Origin of the sequence: Methylomonas defluvii (assembly GCF_033949435.1) — a bacterium.
GTDB lineage: Bacteria > Pseudomonadota > Gammaproteobacteria > Methylococcales > Methylomonadaceae > Methylomonas > Methylomonas defluvii.
In genome coordinates, this window is the sequence record NZ_JAXARY010000019.1 from 96,272 (window position 1) to 109,897 (window position 13,626).

A 13,626-nucleotide genomic window follows, 5' to 3' on the forward strand; every position below is an offset into this window, starting at 1 on the left:
AAAAAAACCTTATTAATCTTGTTTGTTGTACTCGCCTTCGATAATGGTTTGCGAGTCTCGTGCCTGTTTAAACACAGAGCCCATCTGAGTTTGCAGCAAATGATGCTCGATGATGTACTGGGCAATCTTTCTGCGTAAGGTTGGAATCAGACAAGCGAAACCCAACAGGTCGGTGAAAAATCCCGGCGTCAATAACAGCGCTCCGCCTACCAGCAATATCGGGCCCTCGATCATTTCATAAGCAGGAATTTCCCCTTGTGCCAACCCGGACTGGAAGCGCTGCCAGGTGGTGAAACCTTGCCGACGTAGTAGCCAAGCGCCCAAAACCGCAGTAAAAACCACCAGTAAAATAGTGGGAAAGGCGCCGATCAAGCCGCCGACTTGCAATAGCACGTATATTTCCACAAACGGCACGATCAAAAAAGCGATAAACAGAATTTGCATGGTTTTCATGGTGAGTCCGGTTGCGGTAAAAAGCCGCTAATACTAAGAGCATCTTGGTGCAAATTCCAGGATAATATCGCGATGTATCAATTGATTCTTTGTACCTGCCCGGACCTAGAGGTTGCTGACAAACTGGCCGGCACTCTGATAACCCAAAAATTAGCGGCCTGCGTGAACATCTTGCCAGGTGTGTGCTCGGTTTATGAATGGCAAGGTGAAATTGAAACCGCTCAGGAACATTTGCTGCTCATCAAAAGTCATCAAGACCGCTATGCGGCCATTGAAGCGACGCTGAAAAGCCTACACCCTTACCAACTCCCGGAAATTATTGCGGTCGCGATAGCAAGCGGCTCGCTGGATTATTTGAAATGGATAGACTCATGCCTTGGCATCGACTGATTTTATTATGTTTATTCGCTGTTTTTTGGCGCACTGCGGCGGCGCTGGAAAGTCAGGATTTTTTGCCCCCGGAGCAGGCGTTCAAATTAACTGCCACGGCCGAAACCGCCGATAAAGTTGAATTGCACTGGCAGATAGTCGAAGGCTATCACCTGTATCGGGATAAGACCAAGTTCCAGTCGCAAACTGAAGTGATTCAGCTGGGCCAGGCAAGTATGCCGGAAGGCGTTACCGAGCATGACCCGAGTTTGGGTGATGTGGTGGTGTATCGTAATGCCTTGGATGTCGTGGTGCCGTTGATTAATCAAGGCCGTGAAACCCAATTAAAGCTGCTGGTTAAATACCAAGGTTGTGCGGATGCCGGGGTTTGTTATCCGCCGCAAAAAGTACTGCTGGATGTGGCGCTCCCTGCAGCTTCGGCCGCTGCAAACAATGGGGCGCTCAACCAGTTTGTCAAAGGTCTAAAGGGCTGGTCGCCCGGCTTGTTTTCCCAGGAGTTATTGCCGGCGGAACAAGCCTTTCAGTTTTTCGCGACTTTGAAAGATCCGCATACTGTGCAAGCAACCTGGCAAATTGCCGAGGGTTATTACCTTTATAAGGATAAGTTGTCGGTTAAAGCGGAAGGCTCTAGCCAGACGCGGTTGTCGCCTTTGCAACTTCCGGAAGGGGCTGCTTACCACGACGCTGAGTTTGGTCAGGTGCAAATCTACCGAAACCAGATCAGCGTCGATATACCGCTGTTGCGAGATAGCAAGGCCGGCGAAACCATTGAGTTGCTGGCAAAGTTTCAAGGTTGCGCCGACCGCGGCGTTTGCTATCCGCCCATGCAATCCAAGGTGAGCCTTGACTTGCCGCCTACTGATGCATTGCCGCAAGCCAAACCGGCCGCGGTTGCCGAGTTGTCGGAGCAGGATAAAATTGTCAATGCTTTGCGGCATGATAGCTTGGCACTGACTTTACTCAGTTTTTTCGGGTTTGGCTTGTTGCTGGCCTTTACCCCATGTGTGTTTCCGATGATTCCGATTCTGTCCGGCATCATCGTCGGCCATGGTGACCAAATCGGTACGCGCAAGGCCTTCTTGCTGTCCTTGAGTTATGTACTGGCTTCGGCGTTGATGTATACACTGTTCGGTATCTTGGCGGCTTTGTTCGGCAGCAATCTGCAAGCGACCTTTCAAGAGCCTTGGGTAATCGCCGTGTTTTCAGGATTATTCGTGCTGTTATCGCTGTCGATGTTTGGTTTTTACCATTTGGAGCTGCCGAAATCGCTGCAGTCTGCCTTGCATCACTCCAGCGATAAGCATCGCGATGGTTCATATCTCGGCGCGGGTATCATGGGGGCGCTGTCGTCGCTGATCGTCGGGCCCTGCGTGGCGGCCCCGCTGGCAGCGGCATTGATTTACATCGGTCAAACCGGTGATGTGGTGTTGGGCGGTTTGGCGTTGTTCATGATGGGCCTTGGTATGGGTGCACCGTTATTGCTGTTGGGCGCATCAGCTGGAAAACTGCTGCCCAAGGCCGGCGATTGGCTGAATGCCACCAAAGCCGTATTCGGCGTGGCGATGCTGGCCGTGGCGGTGTGGATGTTATCGCGGATTCTGCCGGCTGCGGTGACGATGTTTTTGTGGGCTTTGTTATTGGTTATTCCGGCCATATTTCTCGGGGCAATCGATTCTTTGCCGGAAGCGGCTTCCGGTTGGCGTAAACTCTGGAAAGGTTTGGGCATTATCATGCTCGTATTTGGCGTTCTGCAGTTGATCGGCTTGAGCGCCGGAAACGATAATCCCCTACAGCCCCTGCAAGGCATGGGTTTCAATGCGCAAGCGCAGGAACCGGTTCAGGGGCTTAGTTTTCAGCGGGTGGCATCGGTGGTGGAATTGGAGCAACGCATCCAGCAAGCAACGGCCAGCGGCAAGCTGGTGATGCTGGATTTCTATGCCGATTGGTGTATTTCCTGTAAAGAGATGGAGGCTTACACCTTCACCGATCCGCAGGTTAAGCGACAATTGGCTGATTTTGTGCTGCTCCAGGCCGACGTGACCGATAACAATGAGGCGGATAAAGCCTTGTTAAAACGTTTCGAGCTGGTGGGGCCGCCGGGCATCATATTTTTCGGTGCCGATGGCCGTGAACAGGCTGCGCAGCGCGTGATCGGCTACCAGGATGCCGCTACTTTTTTAAGAACCTTGCAACAACTATGAATAAAAAAATCATACTGATAGTCACCGCTATTGCCTTTGTTGCAATGGCGGCCGGTCTGTTTGTCAGACAATATTTCGCAGCCCCCGAAGCCGGTAAACCGACTCCGCAAATCAATTTCAGCTTGCCTGACCTGGCGGATACGCCGCAATCGGTCGCGCAATGGCAAGGCAAAATATTGATTATCAACTTCTGGGCAACCTGGTGTCCGCCCTGTTTGAAGGAAATTCCCGAGTTCATCAAGCTGCAGGACGAGTATAAAGACAAAGGCGTGCAGTTTGTCGGTATTGCCATCGAAGACAAGCAACCGGTAGAAGACTACCTTAAACGTATCAAAATCAATTATCCGGTGTTGATTGGCGGCGAAGGTGCAACGATGTTGGCTCAGCAGTTGGGTAATGTCATCAATACCGTGCCGTTTACGGTGATCATTAATCAACAAGGGCAAATTGTGCATCATCAATTAGGCGAATTGACCCGAGACAAAGTGCTGGAAGTGATTGCACCGTTGTTGACGGCAAAATGACTGAAAAATCGCTAAAACGCAGGCTAATGAAGTGAAAAACGGTTTATCTGGACAAAAACCTACAAATTAGGCAGAATTCATTCTTATTTAGCTAATTTTTGTTCGACACCAGCAATGGCAAACCTCACGGTTCTCAATGGACCCAATTTAAATCTGTTAGGCGTCCGGGAACCTGGGCTTTACGGTAGCAAAACATTGCAAAGCATTCAGCAGGGGATGGAGCGGTTGGCCCAAACATTGGGGCATCAATTAAATTTCCTGCAAAGCAACGCCGAGCATGAAATTGTTGAACAAATTCATCAGGCTTATCGGCAGGGCGTCGATTTTATCATCATCAATCCCGCCGCATTTACCCATACCAGCGTGGCGATTCGCGATGCCTTGCTGGCAACCAAGATTGCATTCATAGAAGTACATTTATCGAACGTGCATGCCCGTGAGCCTTTCAGGAAGCATTCGTATTTTTCAGATATCGCCGTCGGCGTTATCTGCGGATTGGGGGCGAACGGTTACGAATTGGCTTTGCAAGCCGCTCATCAGATATTACTAGAGAGAACTCAGAACAATGGATATTAGAAAAATAAAAAAACTGATTGATCTTATCGAGGAATCCGATATTGCTGAAATAGAGATTCGCGAAGGCGAAGAATCAGTGAAAATCAGCCGTTATTCGGCGGCTGCGCCGGTGCAATATGCTGCGCCGGTGGCTTCGGCACCGGTAGCGGTTGCTGCGGCCTCCGCCGCGGTCGCGCCAGTGGAAGAGAAAGTCAGTGGTCATGTTGTGAAGTCGCCGATGGTTGGGACTTTTTATCGCTCTGCATCGCCTGGTTCAGCGGCATTTGTGGAGGTTGGGCAGTCGGTTAGCAATGGCCAAACCTTGTGCATTATCGAAGCGATGAAGATTTTGAATCAGATCGAGGCGGATAAAAGCGGCAAAATCAAGCAAATTCTGGTTGAAAACGGCCATCCGGTCGAATATGGCCAACCTTTGTTCATCATTGAATAACGGACAAAGGGGCTGGACTAATGTTTGAGAAAATTGTTATCGCCAATCGCGGCGAGATTGCTTTGCGCATTTTGCGGGCCTGTCGCGAATTGGGTATTAAAACCGTGGCTGTGTATTCCGAAGCAGATCGTGACTTAAAACACGTCAGACTGGCCGATGAAGCAGTCTGTATCGGTCCTGCTGCGTCGGCCGCCAGCTATTTGAATATCCCGGCGATTATCAGCGCCGCAGAAGTCACCGATGCCGAAGCCATCCATCCCGGTTACGGTTTCTTATCCGAAAACGCCGATTTTTCCGAAAAAGTTAGCCAAAGCGGTTTTGTGTTTATCGGGCCAAGACCTGAAACCATCCGCATGATGGGCGATAAAATCGCCGCGAAAAAAGCCATGCAGGCGGCGGGAATTCCTTGCGTGCCGGGTAACGGCGATCCTTTGGGGGAAGACGAGGAAATCAATCTGAAAATGGCACGGGAAATCGGTTATCCGGTCATTATCAAGGCTGCTGGCGGCGGTGGCGGTCGCGGTATGCGCACCGTGCATACCGAAAGCGCGTTGCTAAATGCCATTGCGATGACCAAGGCCGAGGCCGGCACAGCGTTCGGCAATAGCACCGTCTATATGGAAAAGTTTCTGGAAGATCCGCGGCATATCGAGTTTCAGGTGTTGGCAGACTCGCACGGCAATGCGATACATCTGGGTGAGCGCGATTGTTCCATGCAACGGCGGCATCAAAAAGTGGTGGAAGAAGCGCCTGCGCCGGGTATTACCGAAGAGCAACGCAAACAGATGGGCGAGCGTTGCGCGCTGGCTTGTCAGGAAATTGGTTATCTAGGTGCCGGTACTTTCGAGTTTCTCTATGAAAAAGGCCAGTTTTATTTCATAGAAATGAACACCCGGGTGCAAGTCGAGCACCCGGTCACCGAGATGATTACCGGCTTCGATATCGTGAAGGAACAGTTGCGGATTGCTGCCGGCGAGCCTTTGTCGATCACGCAAGACCAGGTGAAATTTACCGGCCATGCCATCGAATGCCGTTTGAATGCGGAAGATCCGAAAACCTTTATGCCTAGCCCTGGTGTTATCGATCAATTCCACATGCCGGGTGGCCCGGGTATCCGTTGCGAGACGCATATCTATAATGGCTATAAAGTGCCGCCGTACTACGATTCCATGATCGGCAAGCTGATTGCACACGGTGACGATAGGGCTAGCGCGATTGCCCGGATGAAGACCGCACTGAGTGAAATGGTGATAGACGGCATCAAAACCAATATCCCCTTGCAACAGAGCATTATGGCTGACGCGGCGTTCGCTCTGGGTGGGCAAAATATCCATTACCTCGAAAAGAAATTGGGTATCCATTAATTCGGTATGGGCGAGGAGATGACGAAAATGGCGTCTTCTTTCCCTGCTAAACGCTTTATATAACTATGGCCTGGCATCAGCTTTCCGTTATCACCGACGAAACCACCGCTCCCGACATATCGGAGTTTTTCAGCGAATTGGGCGCGGTCTCGGTGACTTACAGCGATGCCGATGATGAGCCGGTTTACGAACCGGCCATTGATCAAACCAAAATCTGGACTCGTACTCGGGTCACGGCTTTGTTCGAGCTCGATACCGATCCGGATATTGTTCGCAACTTGTTGTTCAATCAGTTTATCGGTCAGCCTTTGCAGGAATGGGTAGCTGAGGTTTTGCAAGATCAAGCCTGGGAGCGGGCGTGGATGGAGCATTTCCAGGCGATGAAGTTTGCCAATCGTTTATGGATTTGCCCCAGCGGCCAGGAACAGCACGAGCCGGGTACGGTTTGCATGACTTTGGATCCCGGCTTGGCATTCGGTACCGGAACTCATCCGACGACTGCATTGTGTTTGGAGTGGTTGGCCGGTAACGATATTAAGGATAAAGTGTTAATCGACTACGGCTGTGGATCGGGGATTCTTGCCGTCGCAGCGTTGTTACTGGGTGCCAAGCGGGCGCATGCGGTAGATATTGATCCGCAGGCGTTGACCGCCAGTCAATACAACGCCGAAAAAAATCAGGTTCAGCAACGGATTGATTATTATCTGCCCGAACAGTTTTCCGCGTTTGCAGCTGATTTGGTACTTGCCAATATTCTCGCTAAACCGCTGATTGAGCTGGCCCCAACGATTGGCGCATTGGTCAGGCCGGGCGGGCAGTTGGTTTTGTCAGGCATCTTGAACGAACAAGCCGAGTCTGTAGCGGCAGCTTATCGAGAGCAGGGGTTTGTTGTGGCGCCGCCGGTCAGTCAGGAAGACTGGTGTCGATTGGATGCCTATAAACCAGACTGAAATAGATGTTTAGCCGGTGCCCGTATTGCGCTGAGCAGCACGAAGTTACCGTCGAGCATTTGCGGCAATCGCGTGGCTTGTTGGATTGTTCGGTTTGCGGTAAATCTTTCGATGCGTTGCGATTCCTTAGTGAAGATAAAGATTCGCGACTGAACGACGACTTGCCGTCTCCGGACCACCAAACTTTAGACCAGGGGCCGCAGACTCGGCGGGTTTGGTTTGTTGCCACCAGCTTAGTGGCATTGTTATTGGTGGCACAAATACTGTATTTCGAAGGTTATCGTTTAACTATGCAGCCTCAGCTCAGAGCACATTTAGATAAAGTTTGTGCGACATTATCTTGCCGGTTACCGCCATATAGAAATCTTGAGGAATTGAGCGTTTCCCATAGCGATTTGCGTGTTCGAAGCGATAGCAGTTATTTGTTTAGCGCTGTACTTAGCAATCAGGCGCCTTTTGCGCAAGCCGCGCCTGATTTGAAGCTGAGTGTGTTGAATTTTAATGGACAGGCCATTGCGGAGCGGGTGTTTAGTTCTGCGGAGTACCTTCTAAAACCCACAACACTTGCCCCAGAGCAAACGGTCGAAATTCGGTTGTTTGTTGTGGCGCCTGCTGCGCCAATTGGCGGTTATACCTTTACCTTACTTTAGGGCAATATGAGCTACCCGGAACTGTTTCTAAAAAAAAACGAAGACAAACGTCTGCGGCAAGGGCATTTGTGGGTGTTCAGCAACGAGGTCGATACCCAGCGCAGCCCTTTGGAGCAGTTTGCGGCAGGCGACTTAGTCCTTGTTCACGATTCTGGCGGTAAAGCTTTGGGGATAGCGTATCTGAATCCTCATGCACTCATTTGCGCGCGCTTGTTGACGCGTAAAACCAATATCAAAATCAATGAAAGTTTTTTTAAAGCGCGCTTGGCCCAAGCTTTAGGGTTGCGTGAGCGTTTGTTCGATAAGCCCTATTATCGCTTGGTGTTCGGCGAAAGCGATGGTCTACCAGGCTTGGTAATTGATCGCTTTGGGGTTGTGCTTTCCGTGCAAATTACCACTGCCGGAATGGAGCGGTATAAGGATGTGCTGGTCAAGATCCTACTTGAGCTGCTGGCGCCAACGGCTATTTTGCTGAAAAACGATAATAGTCAGCGCCAGTTGGAAAGTCTCTCTCTGGAGCCTGAGCTGATTTACGGCGAGTTGCCTGAGCAATTGTTGATTGAAGAAAACAACGTGCGTTTTATCGTCAATGTGGCCGAAGGCCAAAAAACCGGGTGGTTTTACGATCATCGCAACAGCAGGGCGCAGTTTGCTAAAGCTTGCCATGGTTTAAGGGTGCTTGATTTATTCAGCTATGCCGGTGCTTGGGGTATACCTGCCGCAGTGGCGGGCGCTGCGGAAGTGTGTTGTGTGGATAGCTCCGAGAGTGCGTTGGCTTTAGCTTCAGCTAGTGCCGAGTTGAATCAGGTGCAGGGCAAAATGCAATTCGTGCGCAATGACGTGTTCGAGTTTTTGAAACAAGCCCGTGAACAGCAACAACATTACGATGCGATCATCCTGGATCCGCCGGCGCTGATTAAACGTAAAAAAGATTTCAAAGCCGGGTACGAAGCCTATCGGCGCTTGAATCATTTGGCGCTACAGGTTTTGTCGAATAATGGTATTTTGGTCTCGGCATCATGCTCGCATCATTTGAGTAGAGATAATTTGCATGAAATATTGCGTTCTTCGGCGCGGCACATTGACCGGCACTTGGTGTTTTTCGGTGCCGGCACTCAAGGCCCGGATCATCCGATTCATCCGGCCTTGCCTGAGACCGATTATTTGAAAACCTTTTTTTGTGCAGTATCGAGCCGGCTATAGTCAATTATGGTGGATTCCAAGCCCCAATGCGGTCTGTGCGGTCAGCGGGTGTTGATTCCCGGATTTGAGCTCAACACTTTGCTGGGCGAAAAAAAATTCTGTTGCGAGGGTTGTCGCAGCATTTTTCAACTGCTCCATAGCGAGCAAATAATAATAACGACTCCAGAGGAGAAATAAACATGAAAGCCTGCGAATCTTGTGCAGACCGCGTCAATATCGGTTGCCATCATAAACAAATGCCGGTTATATCCAGAGCTATTGGTTTGCTGTTTATCTATTTGCCGATTTTGACCTTGCCGTTTGTGATTACCAGCGCTTATTTGACTTATTTCAGCCTGAAATTGGTCGGTGCGGAAAATGTTAAAAAATGGAGTGATTTTCTGCCGGCCAGGGCGAGCCATCGGTATGATTTAAAGAATCAGATTACGATGGACGGGTCATTCAAATTCAGCATGGCGCAATCGAAATTATTCTGGATATTGAATTGCACCTGGTATTGTCCGGTGAGTGTGGGCTTATTCGAATGGCATGCTTACTTGGTGAAAGTGGTGGAAAACTGGTGGTGTCCATTTACCCATGATCGTAAAAACAGCTATACCGACGGTGCTATCGATCAATCTTTTTGGCATATTTATCCTGAAGAAAAAGCTAAATTGCATGAAGACGACAAAACAAACCCGATTTTTACTGCCGATCCCGAAGCCTAAAAGTGTTATTTGTCTGTCATGATGTGTCACTCGGCTTTAATAAAGCTCGGGGATAATGGTTGGATTTACCGGTCAGGGCTATTGCGATTGATCGGGTTAGTAAGTAGGACAAAATTTCCATACCGCATAACAAACAGTGCCGGTATGGGGGAAATTTAAACATCAATTCTTATTTTCGACACGGAATGAATACAGAGAATACGAAACCGGCCATTGTCTGGTCATTATGGGGTGCGGCTTTATTGCTGCTGTGCGTGGTGTTCAGAGATAGCCTTATCGAAATGGCGACGACATGGACGAATGTCGAGGAATACAGTCACGGGTTTTTTATACCTATCATCACTATTTACCTGCTTTGGGTGAGGCGCGGCGAGCTAGTCTTGGTTCAAGGATTTAAAGCGTCGTTGCCCGGTATCATCATTATCTGCTTAGGGTTGATTCTTTTTATTCTGGGCGGGTTGGCAACCATAAAAACCATGGAGCAGTATGCTTTTCTGGTGGTGTTGACTGGGATGTTTGGCAGTGCTTTCGGGCTGCGCGGGCTGCGGGTTGGGGCTATCCCACTGTTGTTTTTAGTCTTCATGGTGCCGTTTCCATCTTTCATACTGAATAACCTGTCGTCAAAGCTGCAATTGATTTCTTCCTGGTTGGGCGTGGAATTTATACGAGCTTGCGACATCATGGTTTACCTGGAAGGGAATGTTATCGATCTAGGCAGCTATAAGTTGCAAGTGGTTGATGCCTGTAGCGGATTGCGTTATTTGTTTCCTTTGGCCAGTCTGGCTTTCCTATGCGCTTATCTGTTTAAAGGTCCATTCTGGCAGAAGTTGCTGATTTTTCTGTCGTCGATGCCCCTGACTATTTTCATGAACAGCTTTCGGATTGGTGTCATCGGGGTCCTGGTCGATAACTGGGGCACTGAGATGGCTGAAGGCTTTTTGCATGATTTTGAAGGCTGGGCGGTATTTTTGCTTTGCATGTTTCTGTTATTTATCGAGATGTGGGTTTTTAGCCGAATCAGCGGTAGGAAACTGGCAATGGGCGAACTGGTGCAGATTCCGGAAGAATGGAGCCACACGGCGCGTCGAGATATTGTCCCGATATTGAATAAATCGGTTTTCGCGGTGTTGCTATTGCTTTGTATAGGTGCAGGCGCTTCAGAGGTCTTTAAGGGGCGGGAAGACATTATTCCAGCGCGAAAAGCGTTTTTAACATTTCCGACGACGTTGGGAAGTTGGCAGGGACGTAATGACTATTTAACGCAATTTTATCTAAACGAGTTGAAATTGACGGATTATGTTATTGTCAATTTTATTCAGCCTGAAACTCGGAACAGCGTTAATTTTTACAGCGCGTATTACCAATCGCAACGCAAGGGCGCCGTTGTGCATTCGCCGCGCAGTTGTATTCCTGGGGATGGTTGGCAGATCAGCAGTTTCGAGCAGCGCGAGTTCACAGATTTGCAACTGGACGGGCAGGCATTGCAGGTAAATCGGGCCATTATCCAAAAAGGCGAAAGCAGACAATTAGTGTATTTTTGGTTTCAACAGCGCGGCCGGATGATAACTAACGAATATATGGTCAAATGGTATCTATTTTATGATGCCATCACTATGAATCGCACCGATGGGGCTTTGATTCGCTTGGTGACTCCTGTGGATAAGGTGGAAGATATTGCCGTTGCCGACAAACGCCTGCATCTATTTTTAAAAGATTTATTGCCTGAGTTACCCGCCTATTTGCCGGGTAAGATCATTGAGCCTGTTTATTCGGCTTTACCGGGTTAATCAATTAAGACGTCGGCTTCATTGCCTGACGAGTTTATGCAGTATTACGTCGATTTGACTCAAAAGAAAAGGAGCTGTAAATGAGTAGAAAAAAAGCATTGATCACTGGCATAACCGGGCAAGACGGATCCTATCTTGCCGAATTTCTGTTGGAAAAAGGCTATGAAGTGCATGGCATCAAACGGCGTTCGTCATTATTTAATACCGAACGCGTTGATCATATCTATCAAGACCCGCATATTAAGGATCCCCAATTCTTTCTTCATTACGGCGATTTGACGGATAGTTCGAACCTCACCCGTATCCTTAGCGAAATTCGTCCGGATGAAGTCTACAACTTGGGCGCGATGAGTCATGTCGCTGTATCGTTTGAGTCTCCTGAATATACGGCCGATGTCGACGGTATGGGGACGTTAAGGCTTTTGGAAGCCATTCGTTTCCTCGGTATGGAGAAAACTACGCGTTTTTACCAGGCATCCACTTCTGAGTTGTATGGTCTGGTCCAAGAAATTCCGCAGAGAGAAACCACGCCGTTTTATCCCCGTTCGCCTTATGCGGTAGCCAAGCTCTACGCCTATTGGATCACCGTTAATTATCGTGAAGCTTATGGCATGTATGCGTGTAACGGTATTTTGTTCAACCACGAATCGCCGCGCCGAGGCGAAACTTTTGTGACGCGCAAAATCACTCGCGGCCTCAGTAATATCGCAATTGGTCTGGATAAATGTCTATACATGGGCAATATGGATTCTCTTCGAGACTGGGGGCACGCGAAGGACTACGTGCGGATGCAATGGATGATGTTGCAGCAAGATAAGCCTGAAGATTTTGTGATTGCTACAGGTGTGCAGTATTCGGTGAGACAATTTATCGAAATGTCGGCTAAAGAATTGGGTGTGACTATTCGTTGGGAAGGTGCGGGCGTTGAAGAAAAAGGTTATGTCGATGCTATTACCGGTGACAAAGCGCCTGGTATGGCGGTTGGACAAAACATCGTCGCTATCGATCCGCGCTATTTTAGACCTGCCGAAGTGGAAACGCTGTTGGGCGATCCGACTAATGCCAAGAACAAATTGGGTTGGGTGCCGCAAATTACTTTGCAAGAAATGGTATCCGAAATGGTGGCTTATGATCTTGAGCAAGCGCAAAAACATGCTCTGCTGAAAAAACAAGGTTATAACGTGGCGGTTAGCCGGGAGTAAGAGCATGGTAGATAAGCAAGATAAGATTTATCTGGCGGGCCACAGAGGTATGGTAGGCTCGGCGATTTATCGGCAATTGACTGAGGCGGGTTATCAAAACATTGTAGTGCTTACGCATGCTGAATTGGATTTGACCGATCAAACGGCTGTGCAGGACTTTATGCAACAAGAGCGTCCGAAGCAGGTGATTCTCGCGGCGGCCAAGGTTGGCGGCATTCATGCCAATAATGAATATCCGGCGGAATTTATCTATCAAAATCTGATGATGGAAGCCAATGTGGTTCATCAGGCTTGGCGGATTGGATGCAAGCAACTGCTGTTTTTGGGTAGCTCTTGTATCTATCCGAAATTCGCTGAGCAGCCGATGCGAGAAAGCGCGCTGTTGACAGGCGTTTTAGAGTCGACCAATGAGCCGTATGCAATTTCCAAGATTGCCGGGATTAAGTTGTGTGAGTCATATAACCGGCAGTACGGCGTAGATTATCGGTCTGTGATGCCGACCAATTTGTATGGTGAAAACGATAATTTTCACTTGCAAAATAGCCATGTTATCCCGGCATTAATCAGAAAGTTTCATGATGCCAAGCTTGGTAATTCTCCAACTGTCAGCGTGTGGGGAACCGGTAAGGCTATGCGCGAGTTTTTACACGTCGAGGATATGGCTGCTGCTTGTTTGCACGTGATGGCCTTGGACAAAGAGCAATATCAATCTTGCACTGAACCCATGCTATCGCATTTAAATGTTGGGACTGGTGAAGATGTAACGGTGCGTGAATTGGCTGAAACTATCCAAGATGTCGTTGGTTTTCAAGGGCAAATTAGCTGGGACAGTACCAAGCCGGATGGTACTCCGCGAAAACTGATGGATGTCTCAAAGCTTAAGTCTTTGGGGTGGCAACCAAAGATACCGCTGAAAACAGGTCTGGAGCTTACCTATCGTTGGTTTTTAGAGCATCAAGGCCAGTTTAAAGCAGAATAGTGTTGCCCAAATCCCTACGCGCCTGCGAGGCATGTTTATCAAGTGGGGAAAAGAAAGTTTGCGCGAATAGAAATAATTTCTTGACGCGAGGATGTTGGGTGATTAGAATGAGCGGCTCTTCACTGCTCTGGCTTTTAAGTTTTAGCGGTGAAGCGGTCGACTTGGTTCGGCGGGTTTGAGGTTGTTGATTGGCGGGTTTGTTTTTTTGGG

At 49.0% G+C, this 13,626-nt stretch carries 15 protein-coding genes; 13 read left to right on the forward strand and 2 right to left on the reverse strand.

Annotated elements, in window-relative coordinates; all coding sequences use genetic code 11:
* Nucleotides 1-12: 12 nt before the first annotated feature.
* The gene (locus QLH52_RS18590) at nt 13-453 is read right to left on the reverse strand and encodes an FxsA family protein (protein WP_033158959.1); all 441 of its coding nucleotides are present in this window, start codon (nt 451-453) and stop codon (nt 13-15) included.
* Between the two features lie 72 nt (nt 454-525).
* Here QLH52_RS18590 and cutA point away from each other — a divergent pair, with 72 nt between their 5' ends.
* The 13 genes from cutA to fcl all read left to right on the forward strand — a co-directional run bounded on the left by cutA (nt 526) and on the right by fcl (nt 13,416).
* Nucleotides 526-843: a divalent-cation tolerance protein CutA gene (gene cutA, locus QLH52_RS18595; protein WP_033158960.1), complete on the forward strand. Its 318-nt coding sequence runs from the start codon at nt 526-528 to the stop codon at nt 841-843.
* Complete coding sequence (gene dsbD, locus QLH52_RS18600) at nt 825-3,044, forward strand: protein-disulfide reductase DsbD (RefSeq protein WP_319962536.1); 2,220 nt, start codon at nt 825-827, stop codon at nt 3,042-3,044. The genes cutA and dsbD overlap by 19 nt, the downstream gene beginning before the upstream one ends.
* Nucleotides 3,041-3,568, forward strand: coding sequence for a TlpA family protein disulfide reductase (locus tag QLH52_RS18605; protein ID WP_319962537.1), 528 nt, complete (start codon nt 3,041-3,043; stop codon nt 3,566-3,568). The genes dsbD and QLH52_RS18605 overlap by 4 nt, the downstream gene beginning before the upstream one ends.
* A 114-nt stretch (nt 3,569-3,682) precedes the next feature.
* Nucleotides 3,683-4,144, forward strand: coding sequence for a type II 3-dehydroquinate dehydratase (gene aroQ / locus QLH52_RS18610; RefSeq protein WP_101051646.1), 462 nt, complete (start codon nt 3,683-3,685; stop codon nt 4,142-4,144).
* Nucleotides 4,134-4,574 carry an acetyl-CoA carboxylase biotin carboxyl carrier protein gene (gene accB / locus QLH52_RS18615; protein ID WP_171694616.1) on the forward strand — a complete coding sequence of 147 codons (441 nt, stop codon included), beginning with the start codon at nt 4,134-4,136 and terminating at the stop codon, nt 4,572-4,574. The genes aroQ and accB overlap by 11 nt, the downstream gene beginning before the upstream one ends.
* Nucleotides 4,575-4,594: 20 nt before the next feature.
* A complete protein-coding gene (gene accC, locus QLH52_RS18620) occupies nt 4,595-5,938 on the forward strand; it encodes an acetyl-CoA carboxylase biotin carboxylase subunit (protein WP_319962538.1) in 1,344 nt (447 codons plus the stop codon).
* Between the two features lie 65 nt (nt 5,939-6,003).
* Nucleotides 6,004-6,888, forward strand: a complete 885-nt coding sequence (gene prmA, locus QLH52_RS18625) for a 50S ribosomal protein L11 methyltransferase (protein WP_319962539.1) — start codon at nt 6,004-6,006, stop codon at nt 6,886-6,888.
* 236 nt (nt 6,889-7,124) lie between these two features.
* Entirely contained in the window at nt 7,125-7,538 is a 414-nt protein-coding gene (locus tag QLH52_RS18630; RefSeq protein ID WP_319962540.1) for a DUF3426 domain-containing protein, read from the forward strand.
* A gap of 6 nt (nt 7,539-7,544) precedes the next feature.
* On the forward strand, nt 7,545-8,741 hold the full coding sequence (locus QLH52_RS18635; RefSeq protein WP_319962541.1) for a class I SAM-dependent rRNA methyltransferase: 1,197 nt from the start codon (nt 7,545-7,547) through the stop codon (nt 8,739-8,741).
* Between the two features lie 179 nt (nt 8,742-8,920).
* Entirely contained in the window at nt 8,921-9,448 is a 528-nt protein-coding gene (locus QLH52_RS18640) for a hypothetical protein (RefSeq protein WP_171694620.1), read from the forward strand.
* Nucleotides 9,449-9,633: 185 nt separating this feature from the next.
* Entirely contained in the window at nt 9,634-11,235 is a 1,602-nt protein-coding gene (xrtD, locus tag QLH52_RS18645) for a VPLPA-CTERM-specific exosortase XrtD (protein ID WP_319962542.1), read from the forward strand.
* Between the two features lie 80 nt (nt 11,236-11,315).
* Nucleotides 11,316-12,437, forward strand: a complete 1,122-nt coding sequence (gene gmd / locus QLH52_RS18650) for a GDP-mannose 4,6-dehydratase (RefSeq protein WP_319962543.1) — start codon at nt 11,316-11,318, stop codon at nt 12,435-12,437.
* 4 nt (nt 12,438-12,441) lie between these two features.
* Nucleotides 12,442-13,416, forward strand: a complete 975-nt coding sequence (gene fcl, locus QLH52_RS18655) for a GDP-L-fucose synthase (protein ID WP_319962544.1) — start codon at nt 12,442-12,444, stop codon at nt 13,414-13,416.
* On the opposite strand, the gene QLH52_RS18660 is transcribed toward fcl, so the two are convergent.
* The coding region (locus QLH52_RS18660) for a hypothetical protein (protein ID WP_319962545.1) at nt 13,403-13,626 on the reverse strand (224 nt) is incomplete at its 5' end. The two genes, fcl and QLH52_RS18660, sit on opposite strands and share 14 nt — an antisense overlap.

What these genes read in the sequence shown, in the direction of transcription:
- QLH52_RS18590 (WP_033158959.1), bottom strand. Translation starts at nt 453, where the DNA reads ATGAAAACCATGCAAATTCTGTTTATCGCTTTTTTGATCGTGCCGTTT.
- gmd (WP_319962543.1), top strand. Translation starts at nt 11,316, where the DNA reads ATGAGTAGAAAAAAAGCATTGATCACTGGCATAACCGGGCAAGACGGA.
- cutA (WP_033158960.1), top strand. Translation starts at nt 526, where the DNA reads ATGTATCAATTGATTCTTTGTACCTGCCCGGACCTAGAGGTTGCTGAC.
- prmA (WP_319962539.1), top strand. Translation starts at nt 6,004, where the DNA reads ATGGCCTGGCATCAGCTTTCCGTTATCACCGACGAAACCACCGCTCCC.
- QLH52_RS18605 (WP_319962537.1), top strand. Translation starts at nt 3,041, where the DNA reads ATGAATAAAAAAATCATACTGATAGTCACCGCTATTGCCTTTGTTGCA.
- QLH52_RS18635 (WP_319962541.1), top strand. Translation starts at nt 7,545, where the DNA reads ATGAGCTACCCGGAACTGTTTCTAAAAAAAAACGAAGACAAACGTCTG.
- accB (WP_171694616.1), top strand. Translation starts at nt 4,134, where the DNA reads ATGGATATTAGAAAAATAAAAAAACTGATTGATCTTATCGAGGAATCC.
- xrtD (WP_319962542.1), top strand. Translation starts at nt 9,634, where the DNA reads ATGAATACAGAGAATACGAAACCGGCCATTGTCTGGTCATTATGGGGT.
- QLH52_RS18640 (WP_171694620.1), top strand. Translation starts at nt 8,921, where the DNA reads ATGAAAGCCTGCGAATCTTGTGCAGACCGCGTCAATATCGGTTGCCAT.
- fcl (WP_319962544.1), top strand. Translation starts at nt 12,442, where the DNA reads ATGGTAGATAAGCAAGATAAGATTTATCTGGCGGGCCACAGAGGTATG.
- dsbD (WP_319962536.1), top strand. Translation starts at nt 825, where the DNA reads ATGCCTTGGCATCGACTGATTTTATTATGTTTATTCGCTGTTTTTTGG.
- aroQ (WP_101051646.1), top strand. Translation starts at nt 3,683, where the DNA reads ATGGCAAACCTCACGGTTCTCAATGGACCCAATTTAAATCTGTTAGGC.
- accC (WP_319962538.1), top strand. Translation starts at nt 4,595, where the DNA reads ATGTTTGAGAAAATTGTTATCGCCAATCGCGGCGAGATTGCTTTGCGC.